Here is a 21,761-nt window from a genome sequence, read left to right as displayed (position 1 = left end):
AGTATTGATAGGGGTACTTTACCTAACGCTCTCTGTTTGCCGGGTGACAGGATAATGACAATGTTGTCATTTTTGCTGTAATCCGTTGATAACGATCGTGGGCGCAATAGAATGACATTAGCAGCCAGCCGGGGAGCAAGATGAAAATATTGATCGTCGAAGACGAAATTAAAACAGGTGAATATCTCAGCAAAGGGCTTACAGAGGCAGGGTTCGTAGTGGATCACGCTGATAATGGTCTTACCGGATATCATCTCGCCATGACAGCCGAGTATGATTTAGTCATTCTGGATATCATGCTACCTGATGTGAACGGCTGGGATATCATCCGCATGCTGCGCACTGCCGGAAAGGGTATGCCGGTCTTACTGCTGACAGCCCTCGGCACGATCGAACATAGGGTCAAAGGACTGGAACTGGGTGCGGACGATTATCTGGTTAAACCCTTTGCGTTTGCCGAACTGCTCGCCCGGGTGAGAACCCTTCTGAGGCGGGGAAACACGATGATCACGGAAAGCCAGTTTAAGGTGGCTGACCTCTCGATTGATCTCGTATCCAGAAAAGTCAGTCGCGCCGGAAACCGCATTGTGCTCACCAGTAAAGAGTTCAGCCTGCTGGAATTCTTCATTCGCCATCAGGGAGAGGTTCTTCCCCGCTCCCTGATTGCCTCTCAGGTCTGGGACATGAATTTTGACAGCGACACTAATGCGATCGATGTCGCAGTAAAGCGACTCCGCGCTAAAATAGACAACGATTACGAGACAAAGCTGATCCAGACAGTCCGGGGCGTGGGCTACATGCTGGAGGTCCCGGATGCATAGCAAACCTTCCAGACGCCCTTTCTCACTCGCTCTGCGGCTGACCTTTTTTATCAGCCTGTCCACGATACTGGCTTTTATCGCATTCACCTGGTTTATGCTGCATTCTGTTGAAAATCATTTTGCCGAGCAGGATGTCAGCGATCTTCAACAAATCAGCACCACACTGAACCGTATACTGCAGTCCCCGGTGGATCCGGATGATAAAAAAATAAGCAAAATAAAGGAATCAATTGCCAGCTACCGCAACGTTGCCCTTTTGCTCCTCAATCCCAGGGGGGAAGTGCTCTTTAGCTCAGCTCAGGGGGCGGCACTACGCCCGGCAGTGAATTCAGCAGATTTTAGCGAGCACAGCCGCGCACGGGATGTCTTTCTCTGGACGGTGGAGGATCCTGCGGGACCGATGGATACCGGGTCCGAAATGAAGATGGAAACATACAGGATTATCGCCTCCTCTGGTCAGGCGATATTTCAGGGCAAACAGCAGAACTATGTCATGCTGACTGGCCTATCCATTAATTTCCATCTCCATTACCTCGATGCGCTGAAAAAGAACCTGATTGCGATTGCCGTCGTGATAAGCCTGTTGATTGTTCTGATCATTCGAATCGCTGTCCGTCAGGGGCACCTGCCCCTTCGTAATGTCAGCAATGCCATTAAAAACATCACCTCCGAGAATCTTGATGCGCGACTGGAACCGACACGCGTTCCCATTGAGCTGGAGCAACTGGTTATCTCGTTCAATCATATGATTGGAAAGATTGAGGATGTCTTTACCCGCCAGGCCAATTTCTCTGCCGATATCGCGCATGAGATCAGAACGCCCATCACCAATCTGGTGACGCAGACTGAAATCGCACTGAGTCAGGATCGAACACAGAGGGAACTTGAGGATGTCCTCTATTCCAGTCTTGAAGAGTATAACCGGATGACCAAAATGGTCAGCGATATGCTGTTCCTGGCACAGGCAGATAATAATCAGCTGATACCTGACAGGGTCATGTTTGACCTCAGAGCGGAAGTCATGAAAGTCTTCGAGTTTTTCGAAGCCTGGGCCGAAGAACGCAATATCACGCTCAAATTTAACGGGATGCCCTGCCTGGTTGAGGGAGATCCACAAATGTTCAGAAGGGCGATCAATAATCTGTTATCCAATGCCCTGCGTTATACCCCGGAGGGACAGGCAATCACCGTCTCAATAAGAGAGCAGGAGAGCTTTTTTGACCTTGTGATTGAAAATCCGGGGAAACCAATCCCTGAAGAGCATTTATCAAGGTTGTTTGACCGTTTTTATCGGGTGGATCCGTCCAGACAACGAAAAGGAGAAGGCAGCGGCATCGGCCTTGCGATTGTGAAGTCAATCGTGGAAGCACATCACGGAAGAGTGCAGGTGGAATCGGACGTACACTCAACGCGTTTTATCTTATCCGTGCCCAGACTGGAGAAAATGATTCCGGACACCCAGTGCTGGGAATAAAGATTTAAATGACAAAGATGTCATTAGCCTGTCATGCAGCAAACAGAAGCCATTCGATATAATTAGTGCAACTTATCAGGAAGGCTGGATTGCTTTATCAATATCCGGCGTCAGTGGACGCCAGGAAATGAATATCCAGTCCCCTCCCGGAGAAATAAACACTTCCGAACCTGTTTCAGTTATGGAACTGAAAACACCGGTTGTACTCCCCCGGACATCACTAATTAAGAAATGGAGAGTTATCATGAAAAATATCGTATTAGCATCCTTGCTGGGCTTTGGCTTAATTTCTTCGGCCTGGGCCACTGAAACCGTGAATATCCATGAGCGGGTCAACAATGCACAGGCACCTGCTCACCAGATGCAGTCTGCTGCGGCTCCTGTCGGGATCCAGGGGACTGCACCTCGTATGGCCGGTATGGACCAGCATGAACAGGCCATTATTGCTCATGAAACCATGACGAACGGGTCGGCGGATGCGCACCAGAAAATGGTGGAAAGTCATCAGAGGATGATGGGAAGTCAGACCGTTTCCCCTACCGGGCCGTCGAAGTCATTAGCGGCAATGAATGAGCATGAAAGAGCTGCAGTTGCCCATGAATTTATGAATAACGGTCAGTCTGGCCCACATCAGGCCATGGCCGAAGCGCATCGTCGCATGCTCAGTGCAGGCTGACGGCGAGGGAAGTATCTGTGCTGTCCTTATTTCCTTGATAGATTTTTCCGTAACCGGATATATGGCAACATCTTTGCCCCCTACAGGGGGCATTTTTATCAGATTCTGCTACAGTTAACGGGCATCAACGCTAAAAGGATATTTTTTATGAAAGCCAGAAACACTTTATTTGCAGTATTAATGTTATCCCTGCCAGCGATTTCAGCAGAACATTCAGAAGTGAAAATGACTGATATGTCTACCTCGGCTTCGTCACAGGAATATATGGCTGGCATGAAAGACATGCATGACAAAATGATGGCTGCCGTAAATGAGTCCGATCCCGACAAGGCTTTTGCGAAAGGCATGGTAGCGCACCATGAAGGGGCAATAGCAATGGCTGAGACCGAGCTCAAATACGGAAAAGATCCGAAAATGAGAAAGCTCGCGCAGGACATCATTAAAGCTCAAAAAGGTGAAATTGAGCAGATGAATAAATGGCTTGATAGTCAAAAGTAAACATTGTAGAAATGTCACGACAAGCGTGATTTTACATCGTTCCTGGGCGCGGGAGTCGGTTAATCTTTATATAATTCAAACCCGATTAATTTCGGGTTTTTACTACTCTGTACTCCGGTCCTTTGTTGAGGACCGGAATATATGCACCTGAGATGCTTATTTAATACATTATCTCGTCATGGATACAATGTCGCTCAGGATCTCAACCAGCTCGCTTCTCTCCTGCGTTCCGTCATGATAGGTTGATCTTGAGATGATTCTTTCTGATGTCATCTGAGGCCAGAATTTATCTAGTACATTATCGGGTTTCATTCCCACAGCCCGGCCGATTATTTTTTTAGCGTCACAGGTGTCCGTAAACGTGACGGCTACACCAGTAATTTCCTCGATAAGATCCGGGCACAGATAGTTTTCTATCTCACGTTTGCGCGTAGCGAAAAATACCTTACCGGCCTCCTCTACTTCTTTTTTACGCTTCTGGATGGACAGAACCTGTGCAGGGTCTCCCCCAATATCGGAGTCCAGAAATACGCACCAGGGAAGCCCCAGATCTTTGGCCAGATTCAATGTAACCCAGTGTTTGACGCTACCACACCCTCCTATGAGGACTGGCACTATTTTCACGTCCTCCAGAGAGGCTGGCAGCGCACCTGACTGTTTTAATGAACTGGCCGCATGCCTCAGGAAAGTAACATCCGACTTTCCCTCTACCAGAACAATCCCCTGCGCCCTTTCCATACCGGTCTCTGGCAGCACCCCCAGGCTTTCAGTGGCTTCCTTCAGCACTGCGTCATCCGGCATTTTTACTACGGGTTCACCCGCCTCATTTCGGGTAACATAACGTACGCCTTCGACAGGGATTAATCCGGCCAGCGCCGGGACATGGGTGGTGACGATAATCTGACGGTGCGGCTGGCCTGCCAGTGCCAGTAACGCTTTCATCAGCATCATCTGATAGTTCGGATGCTGTGACGTTTCAGGCTCCTCTATGGCATAAATCACATTTCTGGGCGTCCCCGCGACATTCTTTTCAGCCTCAGCCCGAAAAAAATTCAACAGGATAAGCCTCCTTATCCCGCTGCCGCGCTTATTGATGGGGATGCCATTTTCCCCGTCCAGGGTGAAATTGAAGGTCCACTTGGGTTTCTCCTTAAATCGTGGAGTCAGTTCACTGGCGAGTTCGGGGGCCATTTCACGTAATTTATCCAGCGTTCTCTGTGCGACATCCAGGACGCTGTCCTGAATCTCATTTTCCAGCGCTGTAATTTTGTCCTGCAGCGCAGCCTGAGCGTCTTTTACGGCCTGCTGTAAGGGGTTTTTAGCTTCGGAATCCCCGTCGCTGCTTTCCCTGTCGGCTTTGAAAATCGCATACGTGGGCAGCAAATCGAGGATCTTACCCCATAATGATTTTGTGTCGGTTCCGAACTCTTTATCGACATCCAGCATAATTTCCGAACAGGTATAGGGGGCTGCGGCTTCCCTGATGGCCTGACGCCATAACGATGCAGTGCGTTTATCCGCCACATTTTTTTCAACTTCTTTTCCCACCGCCTTGAGCTCAGAAATTTTCATGCCCAGTAAATTTCTCAGGGGCTCCTCATCCGGGTGGATGCAGCGGATGCAGGTCTGCTCCGGTTTTCCTGAGGTCGTTGCTTTAAACGTTTTGACGATTTCAAAATTGCCGTCCTCATTCAGCAGATGTTCTGAGGCGAGCGTGGTCTGCACCCTGTCGTCGATCATGATAAAATCGGGCAGGTCATCAAATTCACAGGCTATTTCAAAACGGCCGTCCCCTTCTCTTAGGCTGAAACAGTTCATGTCATTCTTGTCAGCCTTCATTCCTTCTGTTTCAAAAAAAATAGCCAGCGCTTCCAGAAGCGTTGATTTCCCAAAGTCATTACGACCGACAATACCCGTCATGCTTTCATCAATAATGATTTCAGTAGAGTTTCTGTAGCCTCTGAAGTTTTTCAGTTTTAATTTTCTGAGCCGCATATGAAGTCCTGTGTGTAAGAAAGCGTTTTGCTGCAACCTGAATACAAAATATATTTTCAAATGCCTGCCAACAAGCAGGGATAACCGTTATTCAGAATATCTTAACGACATTTCGGGATTATGATCTGGTCGCGCTTTCAGAACTTTACTGCCCCTCAAAACACCGGAAACTAACTTGTGGTTGGTTACATGGCAAAGTTAAAACTCCAGAATCACGGGTAATGATTTCAATGCTTATTATATTTTTTGGAATTGACTCATGAGCTTTATAATTTAAATGATAATAATAACCATTCTTTTATGCGTAATATTTGCTACTGACACTGATGAATTTAAAAGAAGATAGATTTTCATTTACGGATTATTTCCTAAATTCATCGATAATGTGATCGACATAAAATTTTCACTGAAGAATGAAGAGATAATTTAAGGCCGAGCGAAATAGCTCAAAATGGTGTATTTAACATAACAGAAGAAATGAAAGGCTCTATCGCAACCTGATACTTCAGGCCGCTAAGGGGTTAATCTTGTTGAAGAAAAATTAGACCGGGAAGCGCCAGGCGTCACCATTTCTCCCGCCTGGCTGGAAGTGAAGAATAATTGTGCATAGCTCCGTATTCGGGCTTTGCATCTGACAATGGTTCCCTGGATGAAAGTACGATCTCCACTCCAAGGACGCTGAACACCCTAAACAAACGCTCAAAACCCGCACTTGCAGGGTTGGCCTCTAGTCGGGCATAAGTTTGCTGTGTTATACCCAAACGTTCAGAAACATCTTTTTGCGTCAGTCCATTGGCTTTGCGAAAGCCGATTAAAACAGGACGTAACTGATTCAAAGTCTTCAAAGCGTATTGAGTGTTCATAAGTGACCTTCCGTATCGACGAGTTAACAAGCATAACGCAGGGATTTACAGCATATAGGCTGTAATGCTCATTAACAGACTATAGGCTGTAATACGAATCCTGCCAAGATGCGGCATCTTTCAAATACAAGGCCGTATTGGGTAAGCAGTACACCGTTATATAGCACCCCTTGCCCCTTTGCTGGAGAGGGACCCACGTGATCGCAGGTCTTTTAGACGTTGTTGCTAACCGGCATCATACACAGGTGGTAACCCCCAGGGAAACTCTATGAGTGATAATTTATTCCTGCCCCAGTCAAAATATAAAACCTTATCTAACTAGCTTTCTTAGTATTTTATAAATGAAGTGAAATTAGCGAAGAAGTTTTACATTGTAAAGTGAGCAAAAATATTTACCATTCAACTGGCAAAATTTACAATCTGCAGCCCTTAGCCTGAGAAAATGCACATTAACAGAATAATCATCAAGTCCGATAGAGGCATAACTTACGTCCTCAAAAATATCAGAAATAAATGAGTTGAAATTACAAAAATTAACTTCACTTAACATCTTGAACACCGCAGAAATATATCTATCATGCATTATCTTGACTTCGATAACCTTAGATAAACTTGAATGCGACTTACATTTGAAGAGATCAAAGAGAAAGTAAATCAGCATATTTTTATTGTCCGAAATCCATTTTAAAATTTTATTACGTGCACATGATAATATATACACTGGATTTTTGAAAGGGTTTGAAACGTCAACCACAAGGGAACAATAACCATGAGGATTTATTCCACTTATAATTAAGTCACTAAGTCCTTTCACTGCATTCAAATAGTTATCAAAACAAACCTCATATAAACTGGTACTATGAACTGCACATTTAGATTCAAACAACCATCTATGACGCAGATAACCAATGCCTTTAGAGTGTATATCTTCAACAATACATTTGTGACAGTAACGAATGTTTGAGATGTTTACCAATGGATATGAATTAGTTATGTGAAAATTTTTCCGACAGGCATCTTCAACAGCGTTAAAATACCCGTAAACACCAGAAGATAACGACACTATATTGGAAGTTAGTATATAACCATTTCTAGTGGCAAGAATGTCATATATATCCTGCAAGCTATGCAATTTGTACATATCAATCAGTTCGAAACGAGGAAAGGCATCGTACCTTAGTGCGCCATGCTTTGATATTATGTTCCTGCAATTGGATAAGTTATACATTATCTGTGAACGCAGAAGAAAACTGTGCCACAATTCATTTTCGTAAACCATATAACTCCCTCTTATTTAATTAGTTCCATTTTTCTGAGAAGTATCATTGTCATTGGTAGTTTATCTCTGTATTTCAAAAGCCAGCCATGCCCTCCCAGTAAAGCATCTAGACTTGTAAGTGACATCGAGTACTGCCCCTGAGATAAAACATCATTTATTAATGATGATGAGATAATATCTCTCTCGCTCCAGTCTACTCTTTTATTTTTATAGCATCGTATTGTTTTAGGAAGACAGGAATTAAGCCAGTCACATTCATGTTTATTTAGCCAATAGAAACTTGCATAACAACTTTCTTTGACTAACTTTCGTGTTATAGAAACGGATTGATTATGTATAAATCTTAATATTTTCTGCTTATGACGCCGTCTTAAAGAATCTTTTTTACATTTTTTACGCCATGAGCATAAACCGTAACAAGATGAAATTACAGAGGATACAGCTCCTTCCGATAATGAGTTTTTCTCAGCTATGGATGCCAGACTAAACCCCCTTACAGCCATAGACTTGATAAGCAATTCAGTGAATATATTAATTTTTGTGTTTCGCTTAAACGCCCTCAGGTATTTTTTATAAATAAGTGTTTTAATGTAACATCTGCTGCGACTAAATTCCTTCCCAAGGTTGCTAACACTAGTATTATTTTCAACTATATGAAAACTGTATTTCTTATGACTTTTAAAGATTTCTTTCTTTTTATTAGTACGACTTCCTGCATACGTTGGCCAGCAAGTATTTAACAAACAATAACAAAGCAAAAGATGCTTTGTGGGATGCTGACAACATTTGTCTTTGAGTATAGGCTCCCAGTAATGATAATCAGTTAGGGATGTTGGTATAAGTCCCGATGAACCCTCCCCAAATAACTGGCACTTAGCATAAACATGTGCTTAGAATACATTTTTCTTTAAATTTCCATCCAATGATAATAAATTCAACTTTTTAAGTACATCCATGTAATTGGGGTGTGTAATATCTTTTCTTCTGATTATATTTAGGGACTCATAACAAAACTTAGCAAAATCGAAGTCTATCTCATTGCTAAGTTGTTCTGTATACGAAACAGGAGGCATCAGTCCAATACGTATGTGCGGTGAAGAAGGGACATGGATGCTTTCAAGCGCTACCGGATGCCGATGGCAGGTTGTAACCCCATGAAGCTGATGCGCCAGATGCCAATAAGTAACACCATAATGAAAAGTATCTTCACGAGCGCAAACCGGGCAAAACTTCAATAGTGTGCGCTGCCCTAGTGAAAAATTACTAAGGCGGCACAATCGATTAAGCCTGGCAGGGGTCGTGTTGAAATCCATAATTTCATTACGACTGATTGGTAGTGCCCAGGCAAAAAGAGGGAGTAAAGTCTGTTCATGCCAGAGCTGATCTGCACTTTCGGATGTATGAAGAGAAATAGCCTTTAATCCTGAATTGAGAATTGGATGGACGTTCATATCAGGTTTGTTGAAAATGATCGTTAACAGAGAAGATGGGGACATACCGTACACGGTAGTTGTCCGACAAAACCGGCTGAACAAGGATTCATCAGGCAAAACAGGCAACATTCTCATTTCCCACACCTCTCTTTGACCGTTACGAACTGTTACCTCATTACAATTTATTAAGTGGATCTATATTTATAAGCCCGCAACGCTGAAGAGCATCGTAGGTATTTTTCTTTTCAGCTGTTCTGTTGATAACAAGATCGTGGTCAAGAGACAGTATTTTCTCGTCGAAATTGCGCAAAACCTCGTCTATTTTTCCTACGAATTCCTTGTGCTGTGGCCTGTCTATATCCCCAGGGATCAAAGACTTTAGGGACTTCTCTGCCATGATTTTAGCCGAAGCATCACCCTCATTAGATGCAGAGAGCCATTTAGCTTCCTCATCTTCAGTCGCGGCCCCCGGGAGTGGAGTATCCTTATATTCCTCCGTATGACTCACGAGTACCGGTACAGAGGCCGACAAGACTGCGCCAGTGATGATTTCATTGCCGCTACCGATAACCTTTAATTGTGCCCCCCGATAAATCATCTGAGCCAATCCAATATTGCCTTTAGATAAAATGAATAATTTTTCGTTTAACTCATCATTTAATGGAGTTTCAACATTTGTCCATTGTAATGGCCATAAATAATGAATAAACGATTGCCAGTCTTGTGAATCGTATCTAACATTCTTAATTTTCATGTAACCACCAGACTCTGCCCGCCTGGCAATTCTCATTTTCTTTGTCAGCGTCTCGTCAAAAGGATGATTTCCACAAAAAACCATAGATACCCCCATGGAATCTACAATTTCATGTAAAAAATCAATCAACTTACTCTCACCCCCGGTTCTTGAAAATTTAAGCCTCTGCATTTCATCAATAACAAGGATACCCAAAAATGATGATTTAATTCTTTGTGCAATCTGGCGAGCCAGAGCACCATTTCTAATCTCAGGTGTAGTTCGTTCAATACCAATTGCATCATCTAATTTTTGTAAAATCTCTTCACAAAGGTCTCTCACACTTGAATTGTATGGACAATTAATCTTTACCCATACAATTTGCTTACTGAAGCCGGGAAAAACTCCTTTATAGCTGCTGTGTTCTATAATCTGAGGGAAATGATCCATGACTTGCTCAATCATGGTAGTTTTTCCAGAACCACTCATTCCAACTATCGTAATAGTTTCAGCCTGGGATTTAAAATATCCACTTTCTGGCTCAATATCAGGACGCTCATTTCCATAGTAATGAAGATATTGAATTGTTCCGCTTTTTAAAGGATTACGAGCTGCATAGCTTTCCCTAAGTGCCCGTAAGATCATCTTATAAGCCTGGATAAGATTGGTTTGAGGGCAACGGAATTTCTTTATACGTTCGACATACTGCTCTCTAACATTCGCCGGGGCAGTCCAGCGGATTTTTTCGTCAATTTCGGGGAAATAACTCATTTCCAGAAGTACTTCATCTTCCGTAAGCGCTTCAGGAAGTGCTTCAATTAAGGGATTGCCACGATACTCAGGTAACTCCTGTTCTTTATATATCGCTGAAACGCGCCGTATAAGATTCATTATTCTGCGTCCTCAGTCTTCTTCTTACCTTTTAACCATCTTTGTTTCTCCTCCCGGCCAGGCAAAAGCAGAACATTACTGGATGAAGGAAGTAGGGGTTCAGATCTTCCATTAGCAACATGAGTTCGCCCTAATGAATCAAGTTCATTTTTCCTGTTCTTTTTAATATCTTTACCATGTACCCGGCGAGATTCGTATATTTCATTTAATCTTTCGTTACCTTTCCTGTTAAATTCATCTTTATTATTGATATTGCTGAGCGAATCCAGAGTAAATAAATTAATTTCTTTTTGAGTATCTACCCAATCAGCCATTACATCTGTATCAAGATGAGCTTTCCCTTTAAATACATCTCTTTTCTTAAGTAGGTAATGTTTTTTGAAAATGCTATTTTTGTCAAATCTTACATATATATAATCTACGCAATTGTCATCTATTCTTGCTTCACAAGTGGTTCTTCCAAATACTCTGACACCTGATGCAATTTCAGGATCACATTCATAAAAAAGATTATTGTACTGAATCCCACCGGCGGTAATGTTAGCGTTCACAGGGATTAACAATCGTGCGATCACTTCGTCGGCCCCAACGGCTCTTGCGCTGAATCTCCCGTGCTTTAAGCTTATCATCCAACTATTTTTTGGTGATATTACGAGATCATTTTCAATCAGTAAGGGATTGATATAAGCCAGTTCCTCATACGTTCTCTGATTATGTGCAAGTATCTCCCGAATCAGTAAAGACGTGACCTCCTGAATCGTTAAACAAGCCCTGGATTGCGGTGTTGGCTCTCCTTTAACAATCTTTCCCCTTCGTGTTGTTCCAATAAGCCTATGAATAACCTCATCATTCAGAATGCCGAAACAGCGTTCAACAATGCTTTTTCTGTCGCCTCTACCGACTGGCGCAAACTCAAGTTTTGTCAGGGGGGTCATCTCTTCCTGAGGTTTAAGACCAATCATCTCCCCGTTGTCACACATCAATGTTAATGGAATGTGAGAACAAGGCCAATCATCATCAGTAATAGAGATTCCAAATAATCTACAATATTCTTTTTTTGGCATAAAGCAATTTGCTAACGCTTGTCGGGCGGCTCGCCATGAAGCATGGTATAAAGAAACATGAAGGCCAACAATCATTCTTGTTGCACGATCCACCACTGTATAAATAGTAGGACGCCCAATGACTTTTCGTCTGTTTAAACTCGAAATAAGATGTACATCAGCGACAGTTGAGTCTATTTCGAAAACATCACCCGGCAAAACAGTTGTATTAGCCACACTACCTAAAAGCGCCCGCATTTTGAGGTCTATTTCTTTTTTCGTGTTCTTCTTATTTATCGAGAAATCTTTAGTGAAGAGTTTTTTATTCCAGTATGAAAATTGTTTTAAAGAAGGAACATATGGAGCTCTATTTTCTAGGTTTGCTGTTTTAATTTCATCCCTAAAATACAAATCAATATGTCTCTCTAATGTTTTCTTTATCGTATCTCCGTTAACTTTATAATGATACGTAATGAGAGATTTTCTAATATTATTTATATCTCTTTCATTAAGAATGAAAACACGTGATCGTTCATTAGGTAATGCTCTGTTTTTTTTGGAATTCCCAAGTTTAATTTCATGTTTGATTCTACTTTTCCCAGCGGCGCCACAGTTCGAGAATGCGGGTAGCAATGCATAAATATCCTGCCCATGTCGCCAATACAACGCCAGAAGCGTTCTGATAGTATATTGTGATATTTTTTTATTTCTTGAGTAATCCATTAAAAGGTGCGACTTTTTATGTAATGCATAGTCGAACAGAAACATTCTGTCATCTACAAGATCTTTAATGATATTGTAATTTTCATCTCGCCTTCCTCTGTCTTTATCTGTTAATTCTTTCTCATCTACTAACATATATGAAGGATATATATAATCTTTACAAGTTATGCTATTTGATTCAATATAATATTTAAACATTGAAAATGAGAAAGGGATTGGCTTACCCGTTCTTTCTGTTTTTATTTTAAACAAAATTAACAAATCGACCTTTCTGTCAAAATCCAAAACACGGTAAAGTCCCTCTGCAAGCAAATCAGTGCCTTGAGAGAGCCAGACTGAATTCCTAATAATATCCATTTGCGTTCAGTCCTATATAGTGGTCATTGGAAATTATCTTTATCAGACCGGTTTCGAGTATTGGATATGATAAATCAACATTTATCATTTTTAATCCAATCATTGCCTGCAATAACATCATCGCTTCTTGTGCATCTACCCCAAAGATTGATGAAATCATTGCACGTAGTCCTACTATGGGATAAACATCTGGTTTAAGCTTCCATAGGATTTTATCAAGAGGATATTTATCATAAAATTCAGAACCATCTCTTAATACAGAAGTAGCCCAGCAAATGTTTTTACCGACGACGTTATTGAGTTCCGAGCCAACATAAATTTGAAACTCAACATCAATCAACTGCCAAAACATCCTCTCTATTTCAAGTTTTTGGGCTTCGCGTTCAGGTATGCTCTCGTTATGTTTTACTGCTATAGCTTTGTATCGAAGTCCGCCTTCAGGAGTTCTCAAGGTCAGTAAAAAATCGGTTGTCATAACATTCAGAACTTCGACAGGTACTCCTCTTACTCCCCTCACCATAGGATGTTGAAAATGTAGATGATTTGCTATTTGTTGGGTAAGCCGGAGAGGAAAGAGTGGGAATTGTTCCCGGATATCAATCACCGAGTCATTAAACTCAGCCAGATAGAAAAAGTTACTTTCGACAGAAGAAAGGAGATGATGGTTTCGAAACGTCTTAAGGCCAAAGACTATCGAACGGTTTCCACGGGATTTAACGTCCTGAGCTCTAAGCCAGGGCTGATAACTTTGGCCATAGCCCACTCCTATGCCGTCACCTAGCGCATTTTCATAATCCAAATAGGATTTGAGACGCCTACCCCTAGCCATGATCGTACCCTAAAAACGACATTGATACGTACCTATATGTGCATTTTATAGTCTCCAACCCTATAACCACACATTCAGTAAGTATACAACATTAGCGTCGTTTTTTGAGAATGGTTACAACTTTAGTGCTTTGTGTACAACTTTATTGTCCTCGGACATCAGCCAGCGCTTGCGCGCATGCCCAGGCACTGGCCCACGCCCACTGGAAGTTATACCCGCCGAGCCAGCCGGTCACGTCCATCACTTCACCAATGAAATAAAGACCCGGCACGTTGCGGGCTTCCATCGTGCGGGATGAGAGTTCGTTTGTATCCACGCCGCCCAGCGTCACTTCCGCCGTGCGGTAGCCTTCGGTGCCGTTTGGCTGTACGCGCCAGTTCGTCAGCGTCTCCACCAGCGTTTCCTGCTCACGGCTGTTGAGCTGCTTGAGCGCAACATCCGGAATTTGCCCTAACACCTGCAAGCACTCCACGAGACGCTTCGGCAACTGCATCGCCAGGGTATTTTTCAGGCTTTGATTCGGGTGCGCGGCGCGTTGCTCGTTGAGGAAGGCGTCCAGATCGCAGTCCGGCACCAGGTTTACGGAGACAAACTCCCCCGGCTGCCAGTAGCTGGAGATCTGCAATACCGCCGGCCCCGAGAGTCCACGATGGGTAAAGAGCAGGTTTTCGCGGAACACCGTGCCGTCTTCGGCCGTAATGACCGACGGTACAGACACGCCGGAGAGTGTCTGAAGCTGCTCCAGCAGCGGCTTATGCAGCGTGAACGGTACCAGCCCGGCGCGGGTGGGCAGTACCTTCAGGCCAAACTGCTCGGCAATTTTATAGCCGAACGGTGAGGCGCCCAGCCCCGGCATCGAGAGGCCGCCGCTGGCGATCACCAGGTTATCGGCGCTGACGGTCTCACCGTTGAGTTGCAGCGTGTAGCCCTGCTCGTCACGGGCGACGTCCAGCACTTCGGTGCGCAGGCGCATTACTACGCCGCCTTTCTCGCACTCGGCCACCAGCATATCAACGATTTGTTGCGCGGAGTCGTCGCAGAACAGCTGTCCCAGCGTCTTCTCATGCCACGCGATACCGTGTTTACCCACCAGTTCGATAAAATCCCACTGGGTATAGCGCGCCAGCGCAGATTTGCAAAAATGGCGGTTCTGGCTCAAATAGGCCGCAGGCTCGACATAAAGATTAGTAAAGTTGCAGCGCCCACCGCCAGACATCAGGATCTTGCGGCCAGGCTTTTTTCCGTTATCCAGCAGCAGCACGCGACGACCCGCTTGTCCGGCCATCGCCGCACAAAACATACCCGCCGCACCGGCGCCAATAACTACGGCATCAAACCTTTCCACGTCAAAATCCTCTTCGTTAACTGCCGCGGATTGTAAAGTTTCCTCAGTGGTCGCACCAGCGTAAAAAGATATTACAAAGCCATTTCATTGATATTTAAAGATTATCCTTTCAGGCACATTTCTCAAATCAGGTGGTATGTCAAAAAAAGTCTATATTTCACTTTGCCCGTTGCGCATTTGTCCTGGATAATGCGCCGCGTTCATGTCCTCAAAATGGCGTAACGTCCTATGCTACATTTGTTTGCCGGCCTGGATTTACATACCGGGCTTTTATTATTGCTTGCTCTGGTTTTTGTGCTGTTTTACGAAGCGATCAACGGCTTCCACGACACTGCAAACGCAGTAGCAACGGTTATCTACACTCGCGCAATGCGATCGCAGCTTGCGGTTGTTATGGCGGCGGTATTTAACTTTTTTGGTGTCCTCCTGGGCGGACTAAGCGTTGCGTATGCCATTGTGCATATGCTGCCAACGGATCTGCTGCTTAACGTGAGTTCCGGTCATGGCCTGGCCATGGTGTTCTCTATGCTGCTTGCTGCGATTATCTGGAACCTCGGTACCTGGTATTTCGGCCTGCCGGCATCCAGCTCTCACACCCTCATCGGCGCGATTATCGGTATCGGGTTAACCAATGCCCTGATGACCGGGACCTCCGTCGTTGATGCGCTGAATATCCCGAAAGTTCTCGGCATTTTCGGCTCTCTGATCATCTCCCCTATCGTCGGTCTGGTGGTGGCGGGTGGCTTGATTTTCATCCTGCGTCGCTACTGGAGCAACACGAAAAAACGTGCGCGTATCCACCTGACGCCAGCAGAGCGTGAGAAGAAAGACGGCAAGAAAAAGCCGCCGTTCTGGACGCGTATCGCGCTGATCATTTCCGCTATCGGCGTCGCCTTCTCTCATGGCGCGAACGATGGTCAGAAAGGTATCGGCCTGGTGATGCTGGTTCTGATTGGCGTCGCACCGGCGGGCTTCGTGGTTAACATGAACGCCTCCGGTTACGAAATCACCCGTACCCGTGATGCGGTAAACAACGTTGAGACTTACTTCCAGCAGCATCCTGATTTGCTGAAGAAAGCGACCGGCGTGGACCAGCTGATTCCTTCTCCGGAGTCAGGCGCAACGACGGCACCGGGCGAGTTCCATTGCCATCCGGCAAACGCGATTAACGCGCTGGAACGTGCGAAAGGCATGCTGGCCGATATCGAAAGCTATGACAAACTGGCTGTTGAACAGCGTGGTCAGCTGCGTCGCATCATGCTCTGTATCTCCGACGTGACCGATAAAGTCGCGAAGCTGCCAGAGGTTAATGCTGACGACCAACGTCTGCTGAAGAAACTGAAAGGCGATATGCTCAATACCATTGAGTACGCGCCAATCTGGATCATCATGGCGGTCGCGCTGGCGCTGGGTATCGGTACGATGATTGGCTGGCGTCGTGTGGCGACCACCATCGGCGAGAAGATCGGTAAGAAAGGCATGACCTATGCGCAGGGTATGTCCGCGCAGATGACGGCAGCGGTATCTATCGGTCTGGCGAGTTACACCGGTATGCCAGTCTCCACCACCCACGTACTCTCTTCGTCCGTGGCAGGTACAATGATTGTTGACGGCGGCGGTTTGCAGCGTAAAACCGTGACCAACATCCTGATGGCCTGGGTGTTCACCCTCCCGGCGTCCATCCTGCTGTCTGGCGGTCTGTACTGGATTTCGCTGAAGCTGATTTAATCGGCTGAAGGCGACAAAAAAGCGGGTCAGGAAACTGGCCCGCTTTTTTTATGCTCAGTGCCAAATCATCAGCGCAATCATACTCACCACAACCAGACCACAGAGGGCGCTGGTCAAAATGAACTGACGACGCAGGCGCTCGCAGCGACGGATAAACTCTTCATCGTGGTGATCGCGGTAGCGTTGGTAGTAGATATACCCCACCAGACGCATCTGCTTGCTGGGCTGTCCGTGCGAGGTGAAGAACCCTCCACCGTCCACATACTGATAAAGCAACGGATCGCAACCACGAAGTACCACTAACAGCGCACGTAACGATGAGAAGTAGCGCGCCATATTCACTATGCAAACCACGCATAACGCCCAAAACAATGCGACGGTGCTAATCATACATCCTCCCCGGCGTCCGCCCACGAAGCAAGGCTCCTGAGCTACCGCACCCCAATGCCCTGACAGACAGTTCAGTGAAAGAATGACCAAAAGTCGATCCGGTTCGCGTTTTAATATCCGAACGGCTCATTAAATAGTGTAGGAGATCCGTTAATTTTTTTGCCACAAGGTTAATCGTTATCAACACCAAAGCTTGAAAAATATGTTTAACTGGGCCGTAATGAAAGCATCAGACGACGGCTTTCCCATTTAGTCATCGATAACTTAAGGAAGGAGTAACACTATGGCTTACAAACACATTCTTATCGCGGTAGACCTCTCCCCGGAGAGTAAAGTGCTGGTTGATAAAGCAGTATCCATGGCACGTCCCTACAACGCGAAAGTTTCGCTGATTCACGTTGATGTGAATTACTCCGACCTCTACACCGGTCTGATCGACGTGAATCTCGGCGATATGCAGAAACGCATCTCCGAAGAGACTCACCACGCGCTGAGCGAGCTTTCTACCAACGCGGGCTATCCGATCACTGAAACCTTAAGCGGTAGCGGCGATCTGGGCCAGGTGCTGGTTGATGCGATTAAGAAATACGATATGGACCTGGTGGTATGTGGTCACCATCAGGACTTCTGGAGCAAACTGATGTCTTCCGCGCGCCAGCTGATTAATACCGTTCACGTGGATATGCTGATTGTTCCACTGCGTGACGAAGAAGACGAGTAAGTGCGTTAAATTCCCCTCATCCTAACCCTCTCCCAAAGGGAGAGGGAATAGATCGAGGATGTAGGCCGGGTAAGGCGAAGCCGCCACCCGGCTTTTTCTATTCCGGCGTACCCGAATAAATATCAAACCGGTGCCCTTTCGTGGTCACCGCGTTAGTGGTCGCAACGTCCGCCAGCGGCGGCGCATAGTCCGGCCGCTTCACCACCACACGCTTCGTCGCCAGCTGACGAGCCGGTTCCAGCAGGCCATCGGCATCTAAATCCGGCCCCACCAGCGACTGAAACACCCGCATCTCTTTCTTCACTAGCGCGCTTTTCTGCTTATGCGGGAACATGGGGTCGAGATAAACCACCTGCGGGCGCGGGGTGATGTCGGTGAGCGCCGTCAGGCTGGAGGCATGAATAAGTTGTAAACGTTCCTGTAACCACGGGCCGATTTCCGGGTCCTCATAGCCCCGCGTCAGCCCGTCGTCGAGCAGCGCGGCGACAACCGGATTACGCTCCAGCATCCGCACCCGGCAGCCCACCGAGGCCAGCACAAACGCATCGCGCCCCAGCCCCGCCGTGGCGTCCACCACGTCCGGAAGATAGCTCCCTTTAATGCCAACCGCCTTGGCCACCGCTTCGCCGCGACCGCCGCCGAACTTACGCCGGTGCGCCATCGCGCCGCCGACAAAATCGACAAAAATCCCGCCAAGCTTTGGCTCATCGCGCTTGCGCAGCTCCAGATGTTCCGGCGTCATCACCAGCGCCATCAGGTTGTCTTCATCATGTTCCAGCCCCCAGCGGGCCGCCAGAACAGATAAGGCGCCGTCCCCGGCGCCTGTTTCATCTACTAAGCAGATCTTCACGTAGCAATCAGCCTTTGATTCCGTAATGCTCCAGCATCGCATCCAGCTGAGGCTCGCGGCCACGGAAGCGTTTGAACAATTCCATAGGCTCTTCTGAACCGCCGCGGGTCAGGATGTTGTCGAGGAACGACTGACCGGTTTCGCGGTTGAAAATCCCCTCTTCTTCGAAGCGCGAGAAGGCATCCGCCGCCAGCACGTCGGCCCACAGGTAGCTGTAGTAGCCTGCGGCGTACCCGCCTGCGAAGATATGGCTGAACGCGTGCGGGAAGCGTCCCCAGGTTGGCCCTGGAATAACGGCAACCTGCTTTTTAATCTCAGCCAGGGTTTCGAGGATTTTCGCCCCCTGCTCCGGGCTGAACTCGGCGTGCAGGCGGAAGTCGAACAGGCCGAACTCCAGCTGGCGCAGGATAAACATCGCCGCCTGGTAGTTTTTCGCTGCCAGCATTTTATCCAGCAGTTCTTTCGGCAGCGGTTCACCCGTTTCGTAATGGCCGGAGATAAACGCCAGCGCGTCCGGCTCCCAGCACCAGTTTTCCATAAACTGGCTAGGCAGCTCGACCGCATCCCATGGCACACCGCTGATACCGGCGACGCCAGCGGTTTCGATGCGGGTCAGCATGTGGTGCAGGCCGTGACCGAACTCGTGGAACAGGGTGATCACTTCATCGTGGGTAAACAGCGCAGGTTTGCCGCTCACCGGACGGTTGAAGTTACAGGTCAGGTAGGCGACCGGTTTTTGCAGGGAACCATCCGCTTTACGCATCTGGCCCACGCAGTCGTCCATCCACGCCCCGCCGCGCTTGTTCTCACGCGCGTAGAGATCGAGGTAGAAGCTACCGCGCAGTTCATTTTTCTCGTCATACAGCTCAAAGAAGCGCACGTCCGGATGCCAGACGTCGATGTCGGTACGCTCTTTCGCGGTAATGCCGTAGATGCGTTTCACCACCTCGAACAGGCCGTTAACGGCTTTGTTTTCCGGGAAGTACGGACGCAGTTGTTCGTCGCTGATGCTGTAGAGATGCTGTTTCTGTTTTTCGCTGTAGTACGCGATATCCCACGGCTGAAGCTCGTCTACGCCGAACTCCGCTTTCGCAAAGGCGCGCAGCTGAGCCAGTTCTTTTTCACCCTGAGGACGGGCGCGTTTCGCCAGATCGGTCAGGAAGTCGAGCACCTGCTGTGGGTTCTCGGCCATTTTGGTGGCGAGGGATTTATCCGCGTAGCTGTCGAAGCCCAGCAGCTGTGCCAGCTCGTGGCGCAGGGCGAGGATCTCCGCCATCACCGGGCTGTTATCCCATTTGCCCGCATTCGGCCCCTGATCGGAGGCGCGGGTGCTGTAGGCGCGGTACATCTCTTCGCGCAGGGCCTGGTTGTCGCAGTAGGTCATCACCGGCAGATAGCTTGGGATATCCAGCGTTAACAGGAAGCCTTCCTGCTCTTTCGCTTCGGCCTGGGCTTTTGCCGCCGCCAGCGCGCTTTCCGGCATGCCCGCCAGTTCAGATTCATCGGTAATCAGCTTCGTCCAGCCCATGGTGGCGTCGAGGACGTTATTGCTGTACTGGTTGCCCAGCTCGGACAGGCGCGCAGCGATTTCACCGTAGCGAACCTGTTTTTCTTTTGGCAGGCCAATCCCGGACAGTTCGAAATCACGCAGGGCGTTATCGACCGATTTTTTCTGCGCCGTGTTCAGTTCGGCATAGTGGTCGCCGTCGCGCAGGTCGCGGTAGGCTTTGTAGAGCCCCTCATGCTGGCCGACCCAGGTGCTGTACTCAGAGAGCAGCGGCAGGGTTTGCTCGTAGGCTTCGCGCAGCTCCGGGCTGTTTTTTACCGAGTTCAGGTGGCTCACCGGGGAGAAGATGCGCCCCAGCACGTCGTCCACTTCGGCCAGCGGCTGACACAGATTTTCCCAGGTGTACGGCCCGCCCTGCGCGACCACGCTTTCTACCGCCGCGCGGCAGTTGTCCAGCGATTGCGTAACCGCTGGAACCACATGCTCGGGGAGGATTTTAGAAAACGGTGGCAACGAAAAAGGCGTCAGTAATGGATTGGTCATAAACGCTGTCCTGTTGAAATAGGTGAATGAAGCGCGCATCCGGCGCTGTGCATATTGTTCAGTAATGGGGTTAAGTGTAGAGGATTTCAATGCCAGACGTGGGGGAAAAGAGCCCGGTGGCGCTGCGCTTACCGGGCCTGCGGGTAATCTGTGCCGTTCTGCTGTAAACTGTGGCAAATCGTCAATTCAGCGGAATATCATTACCCATGCTCAGTTATCGCCACAGCTTCCACGCAGGCAACCACGCCGACGTCCTCAAACACACCGTTCAGAGCCTGATCATCGAATCGCTTAAAGAAAAGGATAAACCGTTCCTTTATCTGGACACCCACGCGGGCGCGGGCCGTTATCAGCTGAGCGGCGAGCATGCCGAGCGTACCGGTGAATATCTGGAAGGGATTGCGCGTATCTGGCAGCAGGACGATCTGCCTGCCGAGCTGGAGCCGTACATTGGCGTGGTGAATCACTTCAACCGCAACGGCCAGTTGCGTTACTACCCTGGCTCCCCGCTGATTGCCCGCCAGCTGCTGCGCGAGCAGGACAGCATCCAGTTAACCGAGCTGCACCCGAGCGACTTCCCGCTGCTGCGTTCTGAGTTTCAGAAAGATAACCGCGCCCGCGTGGACAAAGCCGATGGCTACCAGCAGCTGAAAGCCAAACTGCCGCCGGTTTCCCGTCGCGGCCTTGTGCTAATTGACCCACCGTACGAAATCAAAACCGACTATCAGGCGGTGGTGACCGGCATTAACGAAGGTTACAAACGCTTTGCGACCGGCACCTATGCTCTGTGGTATCCGGTAGTGCTGCGCGCGCAAATTAAACGCATGATCAAAGACCTCGAAGCGACGGGCATTCGCAAAATCCTGCAAATTGAGCTGGCGGTGCGCCCTGACAGCGACCAGCGCGGCATGACCGCGTCTGGCATGATCGTCATTAACCCGCCGTGGAAGCTCGAAGCACAGATGAACAACGTGCTGCCGTGGCTGCACAAAACGCTGGTGCCAGCCGGTACGGGTCACGCCACCGTGAGCTGGATCGTGCCGGAGTAATCGCAGCCATCGG

Annotated in this window: 17 protein-coding genes and 1 pseudogene; 7 read left to right on the top strand and 11 right to left on the bottom strand. The window is 47.6% G+C overall.

Translation table 11 applies throughout. From position 1 onward, the window contains the following. Positions 1-140 precede the first annotated feature (140 nt). The 4 genes from silR (at position 141) to copM (ending at position 3,469) form a co-directional block, all read left to right on the top strand. Entirely contained in the window at positions 141-821 is a 681-nt protein-coding gene (gene silR, locus CU081_RS05275; RefSeq protein ID WP_000697968.1) for a copper/silver response regulator transcription factor SilR, read from the top strand. Beyond that, a complete protein-coding gene (gene silS / locus CU081_RS05270) occupies positions 814-2,295 on the top strand; it encodes a copper/silver sensor histidine kinase SilS (protein ID WP_000555736.1) in 1,482 nt (493 codons plus the stop codon). The genes silR and silS overlap by 8 nt, the downstream gene beginning before the upstream one ends. Positions 2,296-2,539: 244 nt before the next feature. Continuing rightward, positions 2,540-2,971, top strand: a complete 432-nt coding sequence (silE, locus tag CU081_RS05265) for a silver-binding protein SilE (protein WP_000790485.1) — start codon at positions 2,540-2,542, stop codon at positions 2,969-2,971. Between the two features lie 147 nt (positions 2,972-3,118). After that, a complete protein-coding gene (copM, locus tag CU081_RS05260; RefSeq protein ID WP_058647310.1) occupies positions 3,119-3,469 on the top strand; it encodes a CopM family metallochaperone in 351 nt (116 codons plus the stop codon). Between the two features lie 168 nt (positions 3,470-3,637). Here the strand turns inward: copM and CU081_RS05255 are convergent, their stop codons facing one another. The 8 genes and pseudogenes from CU081_RS05255 to CU081_RS05220 form a co-directional block, all read right to left on the bottom strand. Then, on the bottom strand, positions 3,638-5,464 hold the full coding sequence (locus CU081_RS05255) for an AAA family ATPase (protein ID WP_001239419.1): 1,827 nt from the start codon (positions 5,462-5,464) through the stop codon (positions 3,638-3,640). A gap of 563 nt (positions 5,465-6,027) precedes the next feature. Beyond that, complete coding sequence (locus CU081_RS05250) at positions 6,028-6,327, bottom strand: helix-turn-helix domain-containing protein (protein WP_001097216.1); 300 nt, start codon at positions 6,325-6,327, stop codon at positions 6,028-6,030. A 352-nt stretch (positions 6,328-6,679) separates the two neighbouring features. Then, a complete protein-coding gene (locus CU081_RS05245) occupies positions 6,680-7,606 on the bottom strand; it encodes a hypothetical protein (protein WP_058647309.1) in 927 nt (308 codons plus the stop codon). Positions 7,607-7,617: 11 nt separating this feature from the next. After that, a pseudogene (locus tag CU081_RS26760) lies at positions 7,618-9,174 on the bottom strand (TnsD family Tn7-like transposition protein). A 40-nt stretch (positions 9,175-9,214) separates the two neighbouring features. Continuing rightward, on the bottom strand, positions 9,215-10,663 hold the full coding sequence (locus CU081_RS05235; protein WP_001049180.1) for an ATP-binding protein: 1,449 nt from the start codon (positions 10,661-10,663) through the stop codon (positions 9,215-9,217). Then, on the bottom strand, positions 10,663-12,786 hold the full coding sequence (locus CU081_RS05230; protein WP_046092614.1) for a transposase: 2,124 nt from the start codon (positions 12,784-12,786) through the stop codon (positions 10,663-10,665). The genes CU081_RS05235 and CU081_RS05230 overlap by 1 nt, the downstream gene beginning before the upstream one ends. After that, positions 12,773-13,615: a TnsA endonuclease N-terminal domain-containing protein gene (locus CU081_RS05225; protein WP_000090707.1), complete on the bottom strand. Its 843-nt coding sequence runs from the start codon at positions 13,613-13,615 to the stop codon at positions 12,773-12,775. The genes CU081_RS05230 and CU081_RS05225 overlap by 14 nt, the downstream gene beginning before the upstream one ends. Before the next feature lie 142 nt (positions 13,616-13,757). Continuing rightward, the gene (locus CU081_RS05220) at positions 13,758-14,960 is read right to left on the bottom strand and encodes an NAD(P)/FAD-dependent oxidoreductase (protein WP_023304587.1); all 1,203 of its coding nucleotides are present in this window, start codon (positions 14,958-14,960) and stop codon (positions 13,758-13,760) included. Between the two features lie 228 nt (positions 14,961-15,188). On the opposite strand from CU081_RS05220, the gene pitA reads away from it, so the two are divergent. Continuing rightward, positions 15,189-16,688 (top strand): inorganic phosphate transporter PitA, encoded by a 1,500-nt coding sequence (pitA, locus tag CU081_RS05215; protein WP_003861225.1) that lies wholly within the window; start codon positions 15,189-15,191, stop codon positions 16,686-16,688. 54 nt (positions 16,689-16,742) lie between these two features. On the opposite strand, the gene uspB is transcribed toward pitA, so the two are convergent. Next, complete coding sequence (gene uspB / locus CU081_RS05210) at positions 16,743-17,078, bottom strand: universal stress protein UspB (protein ID WP_003861224.1); 336 nt, start codon at positions 17,076-17,078, stop codon at positions 16,743-16,745. A 283-nt stretch (positions 17,079-17,361) separates the two neighbouring features. On the opposite strand from uspB, the gene uspA reads away from it, so the two are divergent. Further along, positions 17,362-17,799 (top strand): universal stress protein UspA, encoded by a 438-nt coding sequence (gene uspA / locus CU081_RS05205; protein WP_003861223.1) that lies wholly within the window; start codon positions 17,362-17,364, stop codon positions 17,797-17,799. A 97-nt stretch (positions 17,800-17,896) separates the two neighbouring features. Here uspA and rsmJ read toward each other — a convergent pair whose 3' ends face one another. Together rsmJ and prlC are read right to left on the bottom strand one after the other, a co-directional pair. Then, positions 17,897-18,649, bottom strand: a complete 753-nt coding sequence (rsmJ, locus tag CU081_RS05200) for a 16S rRNA (guanine(1516)-N(2))-methyltransferase RsmJ (protein ID WP_003861219.1) — start codon at positions 18,647-18,649, stop codon at positions 17,897-17,899. Positions 18,650-18,656: 7 nt separating this feature from the next. After that, complete coding sequence (gene prlC / locus CU081_RS05195; RefSeq protein WP_022652005.1) at positions 18,657-20,699, bottom strand: oligopeptidase A; 2,043 nt, start codon at positions 20,697-20,699, stop codon at positions 18,657-18,659. A 206-nt stretch (positions 20,700-20,905) separates the two neighbouring features. On the opposite strand from prlC, the gene CU081_RS05190 reads away from it, so the two are divergent. Beyond that, on the top strand, positions 20,906-21,748 hold the full coding sequence (locus CU081_RS05190; protein WP_003861217.1) for a 23S rRNA (adenine(2030)-N(6))-methyltransferase RlmJ: 843 nt from the start codon (positions 20,906-20,908) through the stop codon (positions 21,746-21,748). Positions 21,749-21,761: the final 13 nt, after the last annotated feature.

Origin of the sequence: Enterobacter sp. CRENT-193 (assembly GCF_002787395.1) — a bacterium.
Taxonomy (GTDB): Bacteria; Pseudomonadota; Gammaproteobacteria; order Enterobacterales; family Enterobacteriaceae; genus Enterobacter; species Enterobacter hormaechei_C.
This window is presented reverse-complemented; position numbering and strand designations above follow the sequence as displayed.